This is a genomic window from Streptomyces javensis (assembly GCF_039525925.1).
Lineage (GTDB): Bacteria > Actinomycetota > Actinomycetes > Streptomycetales > Streptomycetaceae > Streptomyces > Streptomyces asiaticus.
Map to the genome: position 1 here is coordinate 79,801 of NZ_BAAAIF010000008.1, position 19,816 is coordinate 99,616.

Sequence of the window (19,816 nt, forward strand, 5' to 3'; positions counted from 1 at the left end):
CCGGACCGGGGCTCCGCCCCAGCCCCCGGACCGGGGCTCCGCCCCAGCCCCCGGACCGGGGCTCCGCCCCAGCCCCCGGACCGGGGCTCCGCCCCAGTCCCCGGGCGGGTGCTCCGCTTCGGCCCCCGGGCGGGTGCTCCGCCTCAGACCCCGGGCGGGTGCTCCTCTTCGGCTCCCGGGCCGGGGCCTCGCCCCAGCCGCGGGTGGGTGCTCCGCCCCAGTCCTCGGGTCGGGGCTTGGCCCCAGTCCCTGGACGGGTGCTCCGCTTCGGTCCCCGGGCGGGTGCTTCGCTTCGGTCCTCGGGTCGGGGCTTGGCCCCAGTCCCTGGGCGGGTGCTTCGCTTCGGTCCTCGGGTCGGGGGTTCAGTCCTCGGGTCGGGGCTTCGCCCAGCCCCTGGACGGGTGCTTCGCCTCGGTCCTCGGGTCGGGGCTTCGCTTCGGGCCCCGGGTGGGTGCTTCGCCCCAAATCCTGCGGGGTCCAGGGGCGGAGCCCTTGGTGTCGGGAAGGGGCGGGGTGGGGGAAAGATCCCCCAGGCCCCCGTGGGCGGGCCGTGAGTCCTACTCGCTCCGCGAGTCCCGCTCGGTCGGCGCGTTCTGCTCCGCCCGGGACTCCGGGAGCAGTTCCCGGATGTCGTTCGGCAGGACGCCGTACAGCTTCTCCATCAGCTCCGGGTCCACGGCCGAGTCCAGCACCTCGAAGAAGGCGGCCGCCTCGCGCAGCGCCTCCTCCTCGGTGTGCTCGGTGCGCCAGGCGATCCGGCCCGCGAAACCGGTGAGGTCGAACCGCTCGCCGTGGTCCCGCCGGTACGTCCGCTCCTCGGGCGAGCCCTCATGGGAGGCGGCGACGCGCCGCAGCGGCTCGGCCGCCTCCAGTGGCAGCTGGGCCGCCATATGGTCCGCCAGCCCGTCCGGGATGCGCTCGGCGAGCGTTTCGAGCGTCGCCCGTACCGCCCGCTCGGCGGACTGCCGGTCGGGAAGCTGGGCCCGGGCCTGGACCAGGCCCGTCATTTCTTCGTAGCGCATGGTCGGCGCTCCTCGTGGTCGGGTGCCCGGCTACTGTCCCGAGTGCCCCGTGCCACTCGCTCAAACCGTCGCCGGGCGCCCGGCCTCCGGGGTGTCCGCACGCCGGTTCTCCAGCCGGTTCTCCAGCCGGTCCTCCCGCCGGTCCTCCCGCCGGTTCTCCCGCGCGGTGAGCAGCGGGCCCAGCACCCGGGTGCCGGGGCCGGTGCGCCCGCCGGGGCCCGGGAGCTGGGTGGTGTTGCCGACCGTCAGGGGCTCCCCGCAGTGGGCGCACGCGGTCACCGGCGTGGTGTCCCGTCCGCAGTCGAGATGGCGGATCCGGGCCGGGGGCCCGGCGGGGCCCGCGTACCAGCGGTCGCCCCACGCCATCAGCGCCAGCAGCACCGGATAGAGCTCCTCGCCCTTGGGGGTGGCGCGATAGTGCTCCCGGGGCGGCCGCTCCTGGTACCGCTCCCGGATCAGCACCCCCTCCTCCACCAGCCGGGCCAGCCGGGCGGCCAGGACCTTACGCGATATGCCCAGGTCATGGGCGAGATCGTCGAAGCGGGTGACCCCGGTGAGCACATCCCGCATGATCAGCGCCGTCCAGGCGTCGCCGAACAGATCGGTGGCGCGGGCGATCGAACAGGCCACATCGGCGAGCGGAGTACGGGTCATGACACGACCCTACCCGAGTTCCCTGAGGGAACTTAAGGGTGTTAGGTTTCCTCGGGGAACCCGGCGAGCCCGCCCGGGCCGCCCCGGACACCGGTGAATCCGCGAATCCGCGCACCCGTGAGGGAGAAGACGATGGCCGCCGCCCCGCACATCGAACTGGACTCACGGTCGCCCGAGGCCGTCGACGGCCGTCAGATCAGGGCCGTCACCTTCCAGGACAGCCGTCTGGAATACGTCCGCACCACGCTCAAGAGCGTGGACCTCTCCGCGTCCGGAAGCCGCGCCGTGGTCGTGGGCAGCGGCCGCGGGCTGCTGCCCCGCGGGCTGGCCGGTCTCGGCTTCGACGTCGTCGCCGTCGACCCCTCCGCCACCGCGACCGAGATGGCGCGCGAGGCGGGCGAGCGCGAACACCCCGGGATCGACTACCGCACCGCGCCCGCCGAGCGACTCGGCCTCGCCGATGGCGCGTTCGACCTCGCCTACTACGCGGACACCTTCGAGATCACCCCAGATCTCGACCGGGTGCTGGCGGAGGCCGCCCGGGTGCTGCGGCCCGGCGGGGTGCTGATCTACGACACCGTCAACCGCACCCTGCTCTCCCGGCTGATCTACCTCGGCGCCTTCCAGCGCGTCCCGATGACCCGGATCATGCCCGCCGGCCGCTACACGGCGGCCCGGCTGCGCACCCCCGCGGAGCTGACCGCCGCCCTGGAGCGGCAGGGGCTGCGCAACGAGGACATCTGCGACTTCAAGCCCAAGGACCCGCGCAGCCTGGTCAAGGCCACCATGGCGCGCCGCCGGGGGCGGATCACCGATGAGCAGATCCCGCCGATCGTGGACTTCGTACTCGCCCCGGACGCCCGGCCGCTGGTCACCTATCTCGGCTACGCCCGCAAGGGCTGACATCTCGGCTACGCCCGTAAGGGCTGATACCTCGGCTACGCCCGTAAGGGCTGACATCTCGGCTACGCCCGCAAGGGCTGACACCTCGGCTACGCCCGCAAAGGCTGAGCGGTGAACCCGCCCCCCGCCCTGCCCGCATGGGCGCACACTGGGCACCGTGACTCGTAAGCGCAGCGCCGGACTCCTGCTGTACCGGGGCGCGGGCCCGGCCGTCGAGGTTCTGCTCGCCCATATGGGAGGCCCCTTCTGGGCCTCCAAGGACGCGGGTGCCTGGACGGTGCCCAAGGGGGAGTACGACGAGGACGAGACCCCGGAGGCCGCCGCGCGCCGGGAGTTCCAGGAGGAGCTCGGTGTGCCCCCGCCCGGCGGGGAGCCGGTGCCGCTGGGCTCCGTGACCCAGACCGGGGGCAAGCTGGTCACCGTCTGGGCGCTGGAGGGCGATCTCGACCCGGCGGGCATCACCCCCGGCACGTTCGCCATGGAGTGGCCGAAGGGCTCCGGCCGGATGCGGGATTTCCCCGAGATCGACCGGGTCGCCTGGTTCGGCCTTGACGAGGCCCGCCGGAAGATGGTGACGAGGCAGCGGGCCTTCCTGGACCGGCTGGCGGAGCTGCTCGACGGCGCGGAGGGCGCGGGCCCCGGCGGCGAATGACCGGGACCGGCGCCCACCAGCCGTCATGTCATGCGGAGCCACCTCCGCAGTGCACCGTGGCCGCTCCCCAGTCGGCGTGGTCATGCGCGTTGCCGTCGCCGCCGTCGGTGACCCGCAGCCGGAGCCGCTGCGCGCCCTCGACCCGGGCCTCCACCGGTACGGCCGCGTCCGAGCCGCGCACCGTCTCACCCCGGTACACCCGCTCGCCGTCGGCGTAGACCTCGAAGACGACGCTGCCGTCGGACCCCACCTCGTCGTCCAGGCCCGTCTTCGCCGTGAACGTCGAGCAGTTGCCGCCCAGGAAGACCTCGACCGTGGAGTCGGCGTGGGTGCCGAGACCGCGCTCGTAGGCCGTGCCGTCGATGGTGAGGGCCTTGCCGTCGCCCGGCGCGGACTCGCCGTTGCTGCGGTCGCGTTCGACCGGGCCCCAGCCGTTGTCCGCGGTGATGAAGTCGAGCGTGGACACCGCCGTCTCACCGCGCGGCGGAGGAGGCGTGCCGTCGAGCTCGGCCGACGCCGAGCCGCTCACCCGCGCGCCACCGGCAGAGGTCGCGCGGACCTCGGCCACGGCGGGCCGCGGACCGTCCGGGCTGCCCTCACCACGGCTGATCGTGGTCCGTACGGTCGCGGTCCGGCCCGCCGCGAGGTCGCCGAGGTCCGAGGTGCCGGGCTCGGCGGTCCACCCCTCGGCCGGGTCGAAGGAGGCCGTGACATCGCGCAGCGGGGTGTCACAGGGGTTGGTGACGGTCAGCTCGGCCGAGGTGGAGCCACCCGCCGGCACCGTGGTGTCGGCGGCGGAGAGCTTCGCCTCGGGGGCGCAGACCACCGGGCCGCGCGGGGTGCCGGTGCGGGCCTCGGCGCCGGTCAGCGGGCGCAGCCGCAGGGTGTAGGCGTACTCCTTGGCGGGCCGCACCTGGTACTCGGGCAGCACGGTGTGGAACGTCTCGCTCACCCCGCTCACCGCGTGGTCCAGGTGCAGGGTGTTGCCTCCCGGGTCCTTGCGGAGGGCGAACGGGTAGGCGGCGCGGTCGATCCCGGTGTAGGGGGTCACCCCGGCCGAGAGGTCCCCGGACACCAGGAGCCCGCCGCTGCCGTCGGACAGCGAGGCCCAGCGGACGTCCTCGTGGTTCCCGTAGTCCTGCGGCTTGGTGTACCCGGCGAACTGCTCGTCCACGTCCGTGGAGTAGACCCCCACGGGGGCGCCGTCCTTACGGTCGTTGTAGTTCTCCTGCGGCCCGCGCCCGTACCAGCTGAACCGGTCGTAGCGCTCGGGTATGCGCAGCGAGAGCCCGATACGGGGCAGATACGGCACCTTGCGCGCCGCGCCCCGGGCCTCCACCCGGTGGTCGAGGCGCAGCTCCCCGGTGCCGCTGACGGTGTATCGCAGGGTCTGGGCGAACGAGGAGTCCTTGACGCCGGGCGCGGCGGCCGAGGAGGGCACGGTCACGACGACCTCGCCGTGTCGCTCGGCCACCGTGACCTTGCCCGGCTCCGTGCGCAGCCGGTCCAGGCCCGCCTCGCGCCAGGGTCCCTCCTCGGAGCCGATCTCATTGCTGACCGGGGCGCGCCAGGCGTCCAGCTCGGGGCCGGAGCCGAGCAGCTCCCGGCCGCCGGACCTCATGGAGACCAGCTCGCCACTGGCCCGGTCGAAGCCGTAACTGAAGCCGTCGCCGGTGACCGTGAGGCGGTCGCCGGACGTGGTGGCCTTCACCTTCCCCGGCGCCCGCGCGGGCACCGTGCCCGCGAGCTGGTGGCCGCCGATGTCGAACTGCTCGACCGCCACCCGGTGCCCGGCCTTCGCCCAGGCCGTGTCCGCCGCCTGCACCGCCTCCACGGTCAGCTGCCGGTCGGCGTCCCTGGGGTTGGCGGGCGGCTTGGGCAGCTGGAGGGTGCTCCGCCCACCTGGGGCGAGGTCGAGGCTCCGGCTGCCCTGGGCCAGGGTGCGGGCGCCCTCGGTGACGCGCCAGCGCAGCCGGAGGTCGCCGGTGCCGGTGAAGGACCGCTCGTTGCGCACCTCGACCCGGCCCGCGCGGGCCTCCTCGCCCGAGATCCGGATCGGGGCGTGGACGGCCGCCATGGTGCGGGCCTCCGGCTGGACGGTGCGGTCGGAGGAGACCACCCCGTCGACCCCGCCGGTCCCGGCGCCGTAGGACAGGAAGTCCCCCTTGCGGTCGAGCCGGTCGAAGTCGAGCGCGAGCACCGCGTCCCCGCTGGGGTCGGCGGCGAGCTGATCGGCGCTCAGCGCCTTGTGGTAGACGCGGACCTGGTCGACGGTGCCGTGTGCCATCCGAGTGCGGATGTTCTCCTGGTCGGTCTCCGGGTTGCGGCCGATGTTCACCGGCTGCGCGGAGTAGCCCACGCTGCCGGTCCAGTCGGCCGACGCGGTCTGCTTGCCGTCGACGAGCAGCCGGAGCGTCCGGCCGTCGAAGGTGGCGGAGACGCGATGCCATGAGCCGTACCAGCCCGCTGGGACATCGGCCGCCACGGTGTGCCAGTCCCCGTCGCCGTAGACGAAGAACTCCAGGGTGTCCTTGTCGCGCATCTTCAGCGCATAGCTGTGGTCGCCCTTGGCGATCATGGTGAAGGAGCCCGTCCAGTCGGCGGGTTTCACCCAGGCGTCCAGGGTGAGCGCGTCCGACACCGCGTCCAGCTTCGGGTCGCGGTAGACCTCCACGAAGTCGTCGAGACCGGACAGCTCCAGTGCCTTGCCCCGGTGCCCCGCCACCAGGCCGGGCTTTCCGGAGACGTACGACAGGATGTCGTTGCCGGAGGTGTCGGGGGTGGTGACCAGCGGCTGGGTGATGTTCTGCTCCGCCCAGTCCCAGATGTAGCCGCCCTGGACCTGGGGGTACTTCCGCACCACATCCCAGAACTCCCGGAAGTTGCCGAGCGAGTTGCCCATGGCGTGGGCGTACTCACCCATGATGATCGGCTTGGTGGTGGCCTTCGCCTTCTCCTCCAGACCCGAGGGGGAGGGGTAGCGCGGGCCCCAGACATCGGCGAACGGGGCGTCGCCGTCCGGGCTGTTGGGCTGGTGGTAGACCGGCCGGGCCGGGTCCTCGCGGTCCAGGAATTCGGCCATCGAGTAGTGGGCCTTGCCCAGTCCGGCCTCGTTGCCGGTGTCCCACATCAACACGCTGGGGTGGTTCTTGTCCCGTTCGTACATCGCGGTGAGGCGGTCCATGAACGCCGCCTGCCACTCGGGCCGTTCGGCCAGGCAGTCGTCCGGGCAGGCGTCGTGGTGATGGGTCTCGATGTCCACCTCGTCGTCGATCCACAGACCGCGCGCGTCGGCCAGCTCGTAGAGGTACGGATCCGAGGGGTAGTGCGAGGTGCGCACGGAGTTGATGTTGAGCTGCTTCATCAGCGAGACATCCGAGGCGGTGCGCTCGCGGGTGGCGTGGCGGCCGGTGTCGGGGTCGGTCTCGGAGCGGTTGACGCCCTTGACGAGGATGCGTTTGCCGTTGACGAGGAGCTGTCTGTCCTTGATCTCGAGCTCGCGGAACCCCACGGGCTGGGCGGTGGTGTGGGTGACCGAGCCGTCGGCGCCGGTGAGCCGGACGACGAGGGTGTAGAGGTGGGGCGTCTCGTCGGTCCACTTGGCCGGGTTGGCCACATCGGCGGTGAGGGTGGTGGAGCCACCGCCACCGCCCACCGTCCCCGACATCGTTGTCACCTTGCGTCCGCGCTCGTCGTAGAGGGTGCCGAGCACCTTACGGTCGTCCGAGGCGCGCTCCGGGCCCTTGGCGGCCACGTCGACCTCGGCGGTCAGCCGGGCATCGCGGTACCGGCTGTCCAGATCGGTCTTGACGGTGATGTCCCGCAGATATTCGGCCGGGGTGGAGTAGAGCCCGACCGAGCGGAAGATGCCCGAGAACCGCCACTGGTCGTAGTCCTCCATGTGCGACCCCGAACCCCAGCGGTGGACCTGCACCGCGATGGTGTTGCGGCCCGGGTGCAGCCGGTCGCTGATGTCGAACTCGGCGGGGGTGTAGCCGCCCTGGTCATAGCCCGCGTAGGAGCCGTTCACCCAGACCAGATAGCCGCTGGTGACGCCCTCGAAGCGGAGGAACGTCCGCCGCTTCTCCCAGTCCCTGGGCAGCTCGAAGGTCTTGACGTAGGCGCCGGTCGGATTGACGTCGTGCGGGACCTTCGGGGGGTCGTCCGGATACATCTCGGTGGGGATGTTCCGGAACACCGGATGGTCCAGGCCGTCCGTCTGCCAGGTGTGCGGCACGCTCACACTGCGCCAGCCGCCCTTGGAGGTGTCGTAGCCCTCGGTGAAGAAGTCCTTCGGCACCTCCTCGGGGCGGTCGGACATATGGAGTTTCCAGGCGCCGTCGAGCGAGGCGGTCCAGCGGCTCTTGGTGCCGCCTCCGAGCGCCTCGGCGGTGTCGGCGTACGGGGTCAGCCGGGCGTGGGCGGGCTCCTGTCCGACCGCGGTGACCTCGGGGTCCTCCAGCAGTTCGTACACATCCGCGGGGGGATCGGGGGTGTCCGCCGCTGCCGCCGGGGCGGCGGGGACGGCGAGCGCGAGGGCCAGGGCGACGGCGGCGAGCCGGGGTAGCCGGGAGAGCGAGGGGAAACGGGGGAGGGGGAGACGACGTCGGGGGCGTCGGGGCATCTGGTGGTCCACCCTTCTGTGGGGTGTGGAAACGCTCCAGAACGAACAGGCCCGCACATTAGCCAACGCGCCCCCGCGCGCCAAGATGTCCCGCAGCACTCACCGTCGGCCCGGCGCGGCTACCGTGAAAGGAGTGAGGGCCGTGCGGAATGCCGTGCCGAGCACGGTGGGGCCGACGGAGGCACCGTGGGTATGGAGAGCACGAAGAGTACGGAGTACCTGCCCCGGCTGCGGCTGGACGAGCTGCTGGAAGAGCTCCAGGTGCGCATCGACGGGGTGCGTGGCACCCAGGACCGGGTGCACAGTCTGCTGGAAGCCGTCCTCTCGATCGGCCGGGAGCTCGATCTGTCGCATGTGCTGCGGAGGATCGTCGAGGCCGCGGTGGTGCTGGTGGACGCCGAATACGGGGCGCTGGGCGTGATCGGGGAGGACGAGCGGCTGGCCGAGTTCCTGCCGGTGGGCGTCGGCAAGGAGCGGGCCGAGGCGATCGGGCGGCTGCCGTCGGGCCATGGGCTGCTCGGCGAGCTGATCCGCCACCCCCAGCCGCTGCGGCTGGCCGAGCTCTCGGAGCACCCGGCCTCCTACGGCTTCCCGCCGGACCACCCGCCGATGCACTCCTTCCTCGGAGTCCCCATCCGGGTGCGCGACGAGGTCTTCGGCAACCTCTACCTCACCGAGAAGCGCGGCGGCAAGGAGTTCGACGGCCAGGACGAGACGGTGCTGTCCACCCTCGCCGTGGCCGCCGGGGTGGCCATCGAGAACGCCCGGCTGTACGAGGAGGCCCAGCACCGCCAGCGCTGGCTGGAGGCGAACGCCGAGGTGACCCACAGCCTGCTGTCCGGAGTGGACGAGACCAGGGTCCTGGCGCTGATCGTCGAACACGCCCGCCGGATCCTCTCCGCCGACCTCGGTGTGCTGATGCTGCCGATGGCCGGCACCGACGAGCTTCAGGTCGCGCTGGCGGCAGGCACCGACGCCGAGGCCCACCGCGGTCTGGTGCTGCCCCGCCGGGGCACCTTCGGCGGTGCGGCCTTCACCGCCTCCGAGCCGGTCACCAGCACCGATGTCCAGAACGACCCGCGGATCACGGTCGGCCCGCAGCGCTGGGACGGGCTCGGCCCGGCCGTCGCGGTGCCGATGCGGACCCGGGACGGGGTGGGCGGGGTGCTCTCGCTGGCCCGGGTCGCGGACAGCCCCGTCTTCACCCAGATCGAGACCGACACCCTGCTGGGCTTCGCGGGCCAGGCGGCGATCGCGATGAAACTGGCCGAGCGGCGGCGCGACGCCGAGCAGCTCGCCCTGCTCGAGGACCGCGACCGGATCGCCCGCGATCTGCACGACCTGGCCATCCAGCGGCTCTTCGCCGCCGGGATGACGCTCCAGTCCACGCTGCGGTTCGTCCAGCATCCGGAGGGCTCCGAACGGCTGCTGCGGGTGGTGGACGACCTGGACGACACCATCAAGATCATCCGCTCGACGATCTTCGGGCTGCGCTCGCACGAGGCGGGCCCCGCGGTCCAGGGGCTGCGGGTCCGTACCGCCAAGACCATCGAGGAGGCCGTGCCCGCGCTCGGCTTCACCCCCTCGCTGCGCACCGAGGGCCTGGTCGACACCGATGTGCCGCGCTCGGTCGCGGACGACATGGTCGCCGTGCTGGCCGAGGCGCTGTCGAACATCGCCCGGCACGCGGAGGCCGACGCCGCCGAGATCTCGCTGATCGTGGCGTCCGGGCGGCTGACCCTCACGGTCACGGACGACGGGGTGGGCATCCCCGGGAGCGGCCGTCGCAGCGGACTGCGGAACATGGCCGAGCGCGCCGAGAAGCTGGGCGGTGTGCTGGAACTCGGCCGGCCGCCGGGCGGCGGGACCCGCCTGGTGTGGGCGGTACCGCTGCCGGAGCGGTAGGCGGTGGCCGGGGCGCGGTGGTCTGCGGTGGCCCTTGGCGCGGCGATTGGCGGTGGCCCGGACCACGGCGATAGGCGATGGCCCGCGGCGTGGCGGTCGGCGCTGGTCGTGGCGCGGCGGTCGGCGTCGGCCGTGGCGCGGCGATAAGCGCCGGCCGTGGCGCGGCTGTAGGTGATGGCCTGTGCCGCGTCAGCGGCGCCTGTCCAGCGCCTCGGCCGCCCCGTTGCGCGGAGTGGCCGGGCCCACCGGTCCGTAACCCAGCCGGATCAGCATCTGCACATGGCCGGGCCCCGGGTGGGCGTCCCCCAGCGACCACCGCAGATCGGACCACTCCAGCGCCTGGTGCAGCAGGGACGCCCGGACCGCGTGCGAGGTCGCAAGCAGCAGGACGTGTTCCAGCGCCTGCCCGGCCCGCAGCCAGTCGGTGCGCCGGTCCTGGTCCGTGGTCAGCACGGCGATGGTCGGACGGGTCTCGAACGGGGCGGCGGGCCGGTCGTCGCCCCGGCGGCCGTCCGGCCGCGGGCCGACGTAGTCGCGCATCGGCAGCCGCCCGGTGGCGTCCCGTGGGCCGAGGGCGGCCGGGGGGATTCCGTACGGCCCGGTGTCGCGGATCCAGGTGCGGCTCTCGGCGAGCCGGCGCGGGTCCCCGGAGACGCGCCGCTCCGCCTCGGCGGTCAGCCGCAGCAGCCGCGAGGTCTCCTCGGGGTCCGCCAGCCACAGCGTGGCCCCGTTCGCGCGCGCCGCCTCCGTCAGGTCGCACAGCACCCGTGTGGGCAGTCGGCGCGCGGAGTAGGGGGAGCGGCTGCTGTGCCGCCGCCAGATGACGTCGTACAGGTCGTCGTGTCCGTGGTCACGGCGCTCCGCACGGTCGGTGGGCGGCGCGGCCAGGCGCACCGTGGCCAGCAGATCCGGCTGCGACCGGTACGGCAGCAGCTGGACCACCGGGTCCCAGCCGAAGTGGGCCACGGCGACCCGCAGATTGAACACGGCGGCCCCGGCGGAGACGCTCAGCGCCCGGCCCATCGGATCGGCGTACCGCAGCGCCCGCTCGGGGGCGGCCCGGACCTCCAGGGTGACGGTGTCGGGGTTCAGCCGGTAGCGCCAGGGCTGGGTGTTGTGGATCGAGGGAGCGGCCACGGCCGCGGAGATGAGCTTCTCCAGGATCGCCGCGTCGAGCACTGCGGGCTGCATGGGGTCCTCTCCTCGCCGGTGAGCCGTCAGTGGTGGTGGGCCGTCCATCAGGGTGATTGCGGGGTCATCCCGGATGGCCGTCGTCGCTGCTCGGGGCCGAGTGGGTCGCCAGCACCGCCGCCTGGATGCGGCGCTCCACGCCCAGCTTGGCCAGCAGCCGGGAGATGTGGTTCTTGACCGTCTTCTCGGACAGGAAGAGCCGCTTGCCGATCTGCCGGTTGGTGAGCCCGTCGCCGATCAGCACCAGGATCTCCCGCTCGCGCGGGGACAGCCCGGCCAGCACCTCGTCCCGGGGCTCCTGCGGGGCGGTGTCGCCCCGCAGGGTGCTCATCAGCCGGGCGGTGGTGGCAGGGTCCAGCATCGACTGGCCGGACGCCACGGTGCGCACCGCCGAGACCAGGTCCGACCCCTTGATCTGCTTGAGCACATAGCCCGCCGCCCCGGCCATGATCGCGTCCAGCAGGGCATCGTCGTCGTCGAACGAGGTCAGCATCAGACAGGCCAGCCCCGGCATACGGGAGCGCAGCTCACGGCAGACCGTGATGCCGTCCCCGTCCGGCAGCCGGACGTCCAGGATGGCCACGTCGGGCCGCAGCGCCGGGCCCCGGGCCATCGCGTGGTCCACGGTCCCGGCGTCGCCGACCACCTCGATGTCCGGTTCGGCATCCAGCAGATCGTGCAGTCCGCGCCGGACGACCTCATGGTCGTCGAGGACGAACACCCTGATGGGTGTCGCCGGTGTCGCTCGTGTCGCTTCGGTCTCCGTCATGGGCTCTCGCACCGTTCGTCCGCCGTCCGCCCGGCCCCCCGGTGGGAATCGTGGCGCAGCAGGTCAGCGCGGTACCAGGGCCGAACGGGCCCCCAAGGGGGCTGCCCGGCCCTCGTCCCGCCCTCCCCGCGCGTGCGACGGTCACGGCATGGGCACGCAAGTGCGGGGGCGGCGGTTGTGGCGGTGGCGGCGCAATCCGCTCAGACGCCGCTCGGACGTGATCGAGGCGTGGGTCGTGCTCGTGACCGGCCTGGTGATGGCGGTCGGCGGCCCGGCGGCCGGGGTGGCCGCGGGCACCGCCGTGGACGCGTCACTGCGGCAGGAGCGGGCGGACCGGCACCGGGTGCCCGCGGTGCTCAAGGAGGACGCCCCCGTCGCACAGCCCGCCGCCGACGGCTCCACCACCGGCCTGGTGCGCGCGATCGTCCGGTGGACCGGCCCGGACGGCACGGTCCACACCGGTACGGCACGGGTCCACGAGGGGAGCAAGGCGGGCACCGCCACCGAGATCTGGACCGACGGCCGGGGCAGCATGGTCCAGCGGCCGCCCACCCCCGAGCAGATCGCCACCCGCGCGGTGCTCGCCGGGACCTCGGCCGCGGCGGGCGTGGGCGCGGTGTCGCTGGCCGGACGCGGCGTGGCACGCTGGCGCCTGGACCGCGCCCGCACCCAGGAGTGGGGCCGAGCCTGGGCCGAGGTCGGCCCCCGCTGGAGCCGCCACATCCGCTGAGCCTGGCCGTGCCCGGCCGGTGTGCGGGGTCCTGGACATCGCTTGATGAACTAGTTGCGCCAGATCAAGCATTTTCGGAAGGGGGTGCCGGACCCCGCCGACCCGCGGTCCGGAGAGGCTCCGGCCACCGGGCACGGAGGCCGCCACCGCCCCTGCCCCCACCGGCCCGGCGGTCGGCGGCGAGGCCCGCGCGCCCGCCCCCTGCCCCGCTGCTCAATGGCGCCGAAGGCGCGAAACGAAACCCGCACCCGACAACCGACCGGTGCCCTTGGGCGTCCCGACCATCAGCGGCCGCGGCGGCCGATCGAGCGGGCCCGCCACGCCAGTGCCCGCCACGCGAGTGCCCGCCACGCGAGTGCCCGCCACGCGAGTGCCCGCCACGCGAGTGCCCGCCACGCCAGGGCCCGCCGTCCCATGGGCTCGCCGTCCCAAGGGCCCGCCGTCCCAAGGGCCCGCCGCCCCAACGGCTCGCCGTCCCAAGGCTCGCCACCCCAGAGCCCAGCGCCCGGGGCCGCATGACCCGCTGGGGACCGCCGGACAGCGCCGCTACCGCCGCTGGGGCGTATGGGGCACGGCCGTCAGCTGGTTGTCGAAGTCGACCACGCCCTCGATCGCGCGGATGAGGCGGGCCGCCGCCGGGATGAGGACGGCCTCCGTGACCCGTCCGGCCAGGGTGACCACGCCCTCGTTCACGCTCACCCGGACGGTTTCGCCCTGGGCCGGGAAGAGGTGGGTCACCACCTCGCGGCGTACCTCGTCCTCGATGTCGTCATCCGGCCGCAGGAACACCTTCAGCAGGTCGGCGCGGCTGACGATGCCCTCGAGTCTCCCCTCCTCGTCCACCACCGGGAGCCGCTTGACCCGCTTGTGGGTCATGATCCGGGCGGCCTCGGCGAGCGTGGCGCCCGCGTGCACGGTGATGGCGGGGGACGTCATCAGCTCATCGGCCGTCACCGCGCCCGCCTTGGCGACACCGGGGAGGTCGCGCAGCTGCGCCACCCGCGCGGGGTCGCTGTCGCGGAACTCCTCCTTGGGCAACAGGTCCGCCTCGGAGACCACGCCGATGACCCGGCCCTCGCCCTCCAGCACCGGCAGGGCGCTCACCCGCCACTGCTCCAGCGTTCTGACGATCTCCTTGAACGGCGCTTCGCGGCCGACGGCGACGACGGTATGGGTCATCACATCGCTCACGATGTGCGCACTCCGGGGCACGGCATCCTCCTTCGTCACGCTGCCTGTCTTCCGCCCGCCTCGTCCCCGGCCGCCAGCCGGACCTCGATCCGGCGGCGCACCCGCCCCGCGAGCCGGGCCAGCCCGGCGGAGGTGGAGGGCCGGGGCGGGGCCGGGTGGCGGATCCGCCGGGCGTGCGGCGGCAGCCCCGCGAGATCGGTGTCGAACCGCCGCCGGGCGCGGTCGAGGGTGTCGGGGGCCGCGGTCCGTACGCCCTCCCGCATCACGCTCTCCAGCAGCGGCGCGCCGCCGTGGGGCGGCAGTTCGTCGCGCTCGCCGATCACATCGACGAAGCCGGGCCGCCGCCACACCTGTTTGCCACCAGGCGCCGTGGCCTTGGCCGAGGACAGTTTCATCACCGGCCGCCCGTCGTAGGCGACCAGCTTGTACGCGGTGTCGAGGGAGGCGGCGTCGGCTGACACGCCCATCCGGGTACCCACGGCGTAGACATCGATCGGCGCGCCCGAGTGGATCAGCTCCTCGATGGCGTACTCGTCGAGCCCGCCACTCGCCACGATCCGCACCTCCGGCAGCCCCGCCGCGTCGAGGATCTCCCGGGCCCGCACCGCCTCTTCGCCCAGGTCGCCGCTGTCCAGCCGGATCGCGCCGAGGGGCCCGGACGCCAGCTCGCGCAGCACCCGCGCCGCGGTGGCCACGCCGGTCGCCGTGTCATAGGTGTCCACCAGGAGGGTGACCGGGCCGGGGTGGGTACGGGCGAAGGCGCGGAACGCGGTCTCCTCGTCCGGGAACGCCTCGACGTACGCGTGCGCCATCGTCCCGGTGGCCTCGATCCCGTAGGCCGTGGCCGCCGCCACATTGCTGGTCGCCGTGAACCCGGTCATCGCGGCCAGCCGTGCCGACTGCATCCCGGACCAGGGGCCGTGGGTGCGGCGCAGCGAGAAGTCCACCACCGGGCGCCCCTCCGCGGCCACCACACACCGGGCCGCCTTGGAGGCGATGGTGGTCTGATGGCTCAGCTGCCCCAGCAGATACGTCTCGACCAGCTGGGCCTGCGGCAGCGGCGCGGTCAGCTCCAGCAGCGGCTCCCCGGCGAGGACGATCCGTCCCTCGGGCACCGCCCGCACCTCGCCGTCGAAGCCGAGCCCCAGCAGCGGTTCGACGTCCTCGTACGGACGGCCCATCGCCGCGGCGTACGCCGCCACGTCCTCGGACTCCACGCGGAAGCCCGACAGGAAGTCCAGCGCCGGTTCCAGGCCCGCGGCGACCAGGAAGCCCCGCCCGGGCGGCAGATCGCGGACGTAGAGGTCGAAGGTGGCGGGGGCCGTCATGCCCTCGCGCAGATACGACAGGGCCATCGTCACCTCGTAGAGGTCGGTGGTCATCGCCTCCGACACGTCACTCTCGCCTCCCTCCGGACATCGCTCGCTATCAGCCGCGTGGAACGACCGCCACCGGGCACGGCGCGTGGTGCACCGCCGCGTGGATCACCGAGCCGAGGTGAGGGACGGGGTCCGGCTCCGTCTCGTCGCGGCCCAGCACGAGCAGCCCCGAGCCCGGCGCGGTGTGCACCACGCCGAGCGCCGGGCGCTCGGCGGTGAAGGCCTCCGCCACCGGCACCCCGGGGTACCGCTCCCGCCAGGGCCGCAGCGCCGCGTCCAGCGCGCCCTCCGCCCCGGGCTCCGCCTCGTCCGCCGCTGTCGCCTCGTCCCCCGGCCCGTTCGTACCCGCGTGCACGGCCCGCAGCACACCGCCGCGCCGGGCGGCGGCGTCGAAGGCGAACCGCAGCGCCTCCTCGTTCGGCTGCCGCAGGGACACCCCGACGGCCACATCGGCGGTCAGCGGCTTGTCGTCGGCGTGCACCACGATCACGGGGTGCACCCCGTGCGCGAGGATCCGGCGGCCGGTCGACCCGAGGAGGAAGCCGCCGGGGGTGTCGCGGCCGCGCGAGCCGAGCACCAGCATCTCGGCGTCCCGGGCCGCGTCCAGCAGGGCGGGCACGGTCTCGCGCGGCACCAGCTCAGCCGAGACCTGCAGCCCCGGGTGGGTGTCGCGCAACTCGCCCACCAGGTCGGTCAGCAGCCGCTGCGACCAGTAGCACTGGTCGTCCTCGTGGGGGAGGACCGGGGCCGGGTGCGCCGGCGGGTTCCAGGCGTGGATCAGACGCAGCCGCAGATCGCGCAGCAGCGCCTCACGCGCCGCCCAGTGCGCGGCCGGTGGGCTCTCGGCGAAACCGTCGACCCCGACGGTGATGGGTGCTCCCATGCGCATCGGCCTCCCCGCTCATGTCTCCCGGGCCACCAGCGGACGGGCGGCCTCGCCGAGCGCGATCTTGATCGCGCCGGTGTCCGCGGCGCGGGCGAAGACGTCGTACGCCTCCTCCATCTGATCCAGCTGGAACAGATGGGTGATCAGCGTGGACGTGGGCAGCCGCCCGGCGCACAGCAGGGAGAGCAGGGTGGGGGTCGAGTAGGTGTCGACCAGCCCGGTGGTGATCGTCACGTTCTTGATCCACAGCTCTTCCAGATGCAGCGTCGCGGGCTGGGCGTGCACCCCCACGTTGGCGATCCGGCCGCCCGGCCGCACCATCCGGGTGCAGGTCTCGAAGGACCGCGGGCTGCCCACGGCCTCGATCACCACATCCGCGCCCAGCCCCTCGGTGAGATCGTCGACCAGCCGCTCCGGGTCCTCCGCGGAGTCCGCCACCGCGTCGGCGCCGACCCGCTTGGCGGCGTCCAGCCGGGCCGTGTCCGGATCGACGGCGATGGTCCGGCCGGGGGAGAAGAACTGCGCCGTGGCGATGGAGGCCAGCCCGACGGGCCCGGCGCCCACCACCGCGACCGTATCGCCCGGCCCCACCCGGCCGTTGAGCACGCCCACCTCGTACGCGGTGGGGAAGACATCCGCCAGCAGCACGGCGTCATGGCCCTCGGCCGACCCCGTCAGCGGATGCGTGGACAGATCGGCGAAGGGCACCCGCACATACTCGGCCTGGGTGCCGTCGACGGTACGGCCCAGGATCCAGCCCCCGCCGTCACGGCACTGCCCGTAGCCGCGCTCCCGGCAGAAGCGGCAGTGGCCGCAGGCCGAGATGCAGGAGATCAGCACCCGGTCGCCGGGGCGGATCCCGCGGACGTCGGCACCGGTCTCGACGACCTCGCCGACCCCCTCGTGGCCGAGCACCCGGCCGGGTTCGATGTCCGGCACCTCGCCGCGGAGGATGTGCAGATCGGTGCCGCAGATGGTCGTGGTGTCGATCCGGACGATCGCGTCGGTGGCCGCCACGAGTTCGGGGTCGGGCACCTCCTGCCAGGAGGACCGCTCCGGCCCGTGGAAGACGAGTGCTTTCATGGCCGTTTCCCTTTCCTCCGGTTCCTCCGGTTTCCTTCGATTGCCTTGGGCCGCCTTCGGCTTACGCCGCCTCGTCATGAGCGGGGGCGGGCGCTCATCGCTGGGGCACGACCGCGACCGGGCAGGCGGCGTGGTGCGCCACGGCCTGGGTGACCGGTCCCAGCCGGGGGCCGAACCCCACCCGGCGCGGACCGCGGCCCACGACCATCAGCGCCGTCCCCGCCGCCGCGGCCACCAGCCGCCGGGCCGGGCTGTCCGACGCGACCTCCTCGAAGACCCGCACTTCGGGGAACTTGTCCCGCCACGGCGCCAGCGCCTCGCCCAGCGCGTGTTCGGCTTCCTTGCGCGCGTCGCTCAGCCCCACGTCCACCACCCAGGGGGCGTCGCCCCGGATGGCGGGGACCCGGTTGGCGTGGACGGCCCGCAGCACACCGTCGCGCCGGGCCGCGGCGTCGAAGGCGAACTTCAGGATGTCGTCGCACGGCTCGCGCGGCTCCACCCCGACCACCACATCGCCGTGCCGCTCGTCGTGCCCGTCCGCCCGCACCAGGACCACGGGGGTCAGGGAGCGCGCGGCGAGCTCCAGGCCGACCGAGCCGAGGAAGAAGCCCGCGACCACGCCGATCGAGCGGGACCCCACCACCAGCAGCTGGGACCGCTCCGCCTCGGCCAGCAGAACGGGCGCGGGCAGGCCGGAGATCTGGGCGGTGACGATCGTCGTCTTGGGATGGTCGGCGTCCAGCTCGGCGCGCGCCGAGCGCAGGGCGCGCTCGGACCAGTACTGCCAGGCGGCCTCCCGGCCCGGTGTCAGATCCGTCTGCTCCGGCCCCGGCCACGCGTTCACCAGCCGCAGTGGCGCTTCGCGAGAACGGGCCTCATGGGCGGCCCAGCCGGCGGCGGCCAGACTCTCGTCGGAGCCGTCCAGTCCGACGGTGACGGGGCGCGCCATCGCTGCCTCCTTCCCGGCAGGTCACTCGGCGGCGATGCCCAGTGCCGCACGTGCCCGAGGCGCGGCGCCGGGGGCGCCCACTTCTCGCGGGCCCTGATTGCGCGGTGCGCGGTAGTGGGACGTCCGCTTCTCCGCGTCTGCCGGTTGCCCCCGGTGCCATCTCCAGCGGACCATGGCCGGGCCCCCGCGGACAGGGCCGACCGGTCCCGGGGAGGTCCCGGGGACCAGGTCTTACGGCCCTTTCCGCCGCCCGGAGCCGGGCATGGCGCCCCTTCGACCGGCGCCTACTCCACCGGCGCCCATTCCACTGGCGCCTCCACTGGCGCCTACTCCACCGGCACCAGCGCCACCGGGCAGTGCGCATGGTGCAGCGCCGCATGGGTCACGGGGCCGAGCTGCATACCGAGCCGGGGCGTCCGCCGGTGGACGGCGAGTACCAGGACGTCCGCCGCCCGCGACGCCTCCACCAGGGCCTGTGCGGGGGCGCTGTGGGTGGTGTGCTCCCGCACCCGGACGTGCCCGAACTCCTCGCGCAGCCCGGCCACCATCCCGTGCGCCACCGTCTGCTCCCGCTCGGCACGCAGCGCCACCACCTCCCGTGCGGGCAGGGCGTGATCGCCCGCGAAGACCCGCGGCTTCGGCCAGGCGTAGAGCACCCGCAGCCGGGCCCGGCGCCGGGCGGCCTCCTCGAAGGCGAAGCGGGCCGCCGCCGCGTCCGCGCCGCTCTCCACCCCGACCAGCACCTTGCCGTGGCCCTCGGACCCGTACGCCCTCGTGGACCCGCCGCGCACCACCAGCAGCGGGCGCCGGGTGTGGGCGGCCAGCCGCAGCCCGACCGAGCCGAGCAGCAGCCCGGTGAAACCGCCCAGGCCCCGGGTGCCGATGACGATCAGCGAGGCGTCCTCGCCGATCCGCAGCAGCTCGGGCACCGCGTCCTGGGCCGTCAGCGTGGGCACGATGCGCAGCTGCGGATCCTGCTCCTGGGCCCGCGACATGGCCAGCCGCAGCACGGTCCTGGCGATCTCCACCGCGGGCCGCCGCGGCTCGCTGTCCGGGTCGAAGGCGAGCGGGTCGGTGCGGGCCCACGGCCAGGCGTGCACGATCTCCAGCGTGGCGTCACGGCGCCGCGCCTCGGCGACCGCCCGGTCCAGCGCGGCCCAGGCGCTGTCGGAGCCGTCCAGGCCCACCACCACCCGGCCGTCCCGCATCGGCTTGCCCGCCGGGCGGGTCATCGCCGCGCACCTCCCCGGCCCGCGGAGTCGTCGACCCGGTAGCTGAGCCGGTCGACCACGGCGACCACGCCGTCCACCTGCCCGGTCATCCGGACCGCGATGGGGATCTCGCTGTGCCGGTCCAGCTGACCCTCCAGCCGTACGACCCCGTCGGTCACGGTGACCGCGACGGACTGCGGGCCGAGCCAGAGCGAGCGGACCAGCACCTCGTCGATCACCTCGGCGCGGATCTCGTCGTCCGGGCGGAGGAAGACCCGCAGCAGGTCCCGGCGGGTGACGATGCCGATCAACCGGTCCTCCTCGTCGACGACGGGCAGCCGCTCGACGCGATGGCGGTCCATCGCGCGGGCCGCGTCCACGATGCTGTCCTGGGGGCGCACGGTGACCGCTGGGCGCGACATCAGCTCTCCGGCCGTCGGGGCGGGTTCGCTGAGATCGGTCCCGGTGATCATGCCGACCACCTTGTCGTCGCCGTCCACCACGGGCAGCCCGTTGAAGCGGTGCCGGGAGAGCAGCGCGCCGACCTCGTCGAACGGCGTCCTGGAACTCACCCGGACGACGTCGTCGGTCATCACATTGCCGATCTTGCGGTGCTTCATCCGTGCCTCCCCGGTCCGCTCCCAGCGTGGGACGGCGCTCCGGCCCC

16 protein-coding genes are annotated in these 19,816 nt (G+C 73.8%); 4 read left to right on the top strand and 12 right to left on the bottom strand.

The window, feature by feature from the left end; translation table 11 throughout:
• Positions 1-557: 557 nt before the first annotated feature.
• Positions 558-1,022: a DUF2267 domain-containing protein gene (locus ABD329_RS10260; protein WP_198280654.1), complete on the bottom strand. Its 465-nt coding sequence runs from the start codon at positions 1,020-1,022 to the stop codon at positions 558-560.
• Positions 1,023-1,082: 60 nt separating this feature from the next.
• The gene (locus ABD329_RS10265; RefSeq protein ID WP_246618970.1) at positions 1,083-1,676 is read right to left on the bottom strand and encodes a winged helix-turn-helix transcriptional regulator; all 594 of its coding nucleotides are present in this window, start codon (positions 1,674-1,676) and stop codon (positions 1,083-1,085) included.
• Positions 1,677-1,808: 132 nt separating this feature from the next.
• Here ABD329_RS10265 and ABD329_RS10270 point away from each other — a divergent pair, with 132 nt between their 5' ends.
• Together ABD329_RS10270 and ABD329_RS10275 are read left to right on the top strand one after the other, a co-directional pair.
• Positions 1,809-2,579 (top strand): class I SAM-dependent methyltransferase, encoded by a 771-nt coding sequence (locus tag ABD329_RS10270; RefSeq protein ID WP_037952554.1) that lies wholly within the window; start codon positions 1,809-1,811, stop codon positions 2,577-2,579.
• Between the two features lie 157 nt (positions 2,580-2,736).
• Positions 2,737-3,231 (top strand): NUDIX hydrolase, encoded by a 495-nt coding sequence (locus tag ABD329_RS10275; protein ID WP_198280655.1) that lies wholly within the window; start codon positions 2,737-2,739, stop codon positions 3,229-3,231.
• A 28-nt stretch (positions 3,232-3,259) separates the two neighbouring features.
• Here the strand turns inward: ABD329_RS10275 and ABD329_RS10280 are convergent, their stop codons facing one another.
• Positions 3,260-7,855: a glycoside hydrolase family 2 TIM barrel-domain containing protein gene (locus ABD329_RS10280; protein ID WP_344316254.1), complete on the bottom strand. Its 4,596-nt coding sequence runs from the start codon at positions 7,853-7,855 to the stop codon at positions 3,260-3,262.
• 192 nt (positions 7,856-8,047) lie between these two features.
• Here ABD329_RS10280 and ABD329_RS10285 point away from each other — a divergent pair, with 192 nt between their 5' ends.
• A complete protein-coding gene (locus tag ABD329_RS10285) occupies positions 8,048-9,760 on the top strand; it encodes a sensor histidine kinase (protein ID WP_198281452.1) in 1,713 nt (570 codons plus the stop codon).
• Positions 9,761-9,949: 189 nt separating this feature from the next.
• On the opposite strand, the gene ABD329_RS10290 is transcribed toward ABD329_RS10285, so the two are convergent.
• Together ABD329_RS10290 and ABD329_RS10295 are read right to left on the bottom strand one after the other, a co-directional pair.
• A complete protein-coding gene (locus ABD329_RS10290; protein ID WP_198281451.1) occupies positions 9,950-10,951 on the bottom strand; it encodes an Acg family FMN-binding oxidoreductase in 1,002 nt (333 codons plus the stop codon).
• A 64-nt stretch (positions 10,952-11,015) separates the two neighbouring features.
• On the bottom strand, positions 11,016-11,720 hold the full coding sequence (locus ABD329_RS10295) for a response regulator (RefSeq protein ID WP_198281450.1): 705 nt from the start codon (positions 11,718-11,720) through the stop codon (positions 11,016-11,018).
• Between the two features lie 148 nt (positions 11,721-11,868).
• Here ABD329_RS10295 and ABD329_RS10300 point away from each other — a divergent pair, with 148 nt between their 5' ends.
• A complete protein-coding gene (locus ABD329_RS10300) occupies positions 11,869-12,450 on the top strand; it encodes an Rv1733c family protein (protein ID WP_214665662.1) in 582 nt (193 codons plus the stop codon).
• 546 nt (positions 12,451-12,996) lie between these two features.
• On the opposite strand, the gene ABD329_RS10305 is transcribed toward ABD329_RS10300, so the two are convergent.
• From ABD329_RS10305 to ABD329_RS10335, 7 genes are all read right to left on the bottom strand, one after another.
• Positions 12,997-13,662, bottom strand: coding sequence for a CBS domain-containing protein (locus ABD329_RS10305; protein WP_198278629.1), 666 nt, complete (start codon positions 13,660-13,662; stop codon positions 12,997-12,999).
• A gap of 14 nt (positions 13,663-13,676) precedes the next feature.
• Entirely contained in the window at positions 13,677-15,035 is a 1,359-nt protein-coding gene (locus ABD329_RS10310) for a nicotinate phosphoribosyltransferase (RefSeq protein WP_198278628.1), read from the bottom strand.
• Positions 15,036-15,069: 34 nt separating this feature from the next.
• On the bottom strand, positions 15,070-15,903 hold the full coding sequence (locus ABD329_RS10315; RefSeq protein WP_198278627.1) for a universal stress protein: 834 nt from the start codon (positions 15,901-15,903) through the stop codon (positions 15,070-15,072).
• Between the two features lie 18 nt (positions 15,904-15,921).
• Positions 15,922-16,989, bottom strand: coding sequence for an alcohol dehydrogenase catalytic domain-containing protein (locus ABD329_RS10320; protein WP_198278626.1), 1,068 nt, complete (start codon positions 16,987-16,989; stop codon positions 15,922-15,924).
• A 94-nt stretch (positions 16,990-17,083) separates the two neighbouring features.
• A complete protein-coding gene (locus ABD329_RS10325; protein ID WP_198278625.1) occupies positions 17,084-17,938 on the bottom strand; it encodes a universal stress protein in 855 nt (284 codons plus the stop codon).
• Between the two features lie 326 nt (positions 17,939-18,264).
• Entirely contained in the window at positions 18,265-19,170 is a 906-nt protein-coding gene (locus ABD329_RS10330) for a universal stress protein (RefSeq protein WP_198278624.1), read from the bottom strand.
• Complete coding sequence (locus ABD329_RS10335) at positions 19,167-19,769, bottom strand: CBS domain-containing protein (RefSeq protein ID WP_198278623.1); 603 nt, start codon at positions 19,767-19,769, stop codon at positions 19,167-19,169. Before ABD329_RS10335 ends, ABD329_RS10330 begins: the two co-directional genes overlap by 4 nt.
• Positions 19,770-19,816 lie beyond the last annotated feature (47 nt).

Excerpts from the sequence above, each read along its gene's own strand:
- ABD329_RS10260 (WP_198280654.1), bottom strand. The coding sequence starts at position 1,022 with ATGCGCTACGAAGAAATGACGGGCCTGGTCCAGGCCCGGGCCCAGCTT.
- ABD329_RS10265 (WP_246618970.1), bottom strand. The coding sequence starts at position 1,676 with ATGACCCGTACTCCGCTCGCCGATGTGGCCTGTTCGATCGCCCGCGCC.
- ABD329_RS10270 (WP_037952554.1), top strand. The coding sequence starts at position 1,809 with ATGGCCGCCGCCCCGCACATCGAACTGGACTCACGGTCGCCCGAGGCC.
- ABD329_RS10280 (WP_344316254.1), bottom strand. The coding sequence starts at position 7,855 with ATGCCCCGACGCCCCCGACGTCGTCTCCCCCTCCCCCGTTTCCCCTCG.
- ABD329_RS10285 (WP_198281452.1), top strand. The coding sequence starts at position 8,048 with ATGGAGAGCACGAAGAGTACGGAGTACCTGCCCCGGCTGCGGCTGGAC.
- ABD329_RS10290 (WP_198281451.1), bottom strand. The coding sequence starts at position 10,951 with ATGCAGCCCGCAGTGCTCGACGCGGCGATCCTGGAGAAGCTCATCTCC.
- ABD329_RS10295 (WP_198281450.1), bottom strand. The coding sequence starts at position 11,720 with ATGACGGAGACCGAAGCGACACGAGCGACACCGGCGACACCCATCAGG.
- ABD329_RS10300 (WP_214665662.1), top strand. The coding sequence starts at position 11,869 with ATGGGCACGCAAGTGCGGGGGCGGCGGTTGTGGCGGTGGCGGCGCAAT.
- ABD329_RS10315 (WP_198278627.1), bottom strand. The coding sequence starts at position 15,903 with ATGGGAGCACCCATCACCGTCGGGGTCGACGGTTTCGCCGAGAGCCCA.
- ABD329_RS10320 (WP_198278626.1), bottom strand. The coding sequence starts at position 16,989 with ATGAAAGCACTCGTCTTCCACGGGCCGGAGCGGTCCTCCTGGCAGGAG.
- ABD329_RS10325 (WP_198278625.1), bottom strand. The coding sequence starts at position 17,938 with ATGGCGCGCCCCGTCACCGTCGGACTGGACGGCTCCGACGAGAGTCTG.
- ABD329_RS10330 (WP_198278624.1), bottom strand. The coding sequence starts at position 19,170 with ATGACCCGCCCGGCGGGCAAGCCGATGCGGGACGGCCGGGTGGTGGTG.
- ABD329_RS10335 (WP_198278623.1), bottom strand. The coding sequence starts at position 19,769 with ATGAAGCACCGCAAGATCGGCAATGTGATGACCGACGACGTCGTCCGG.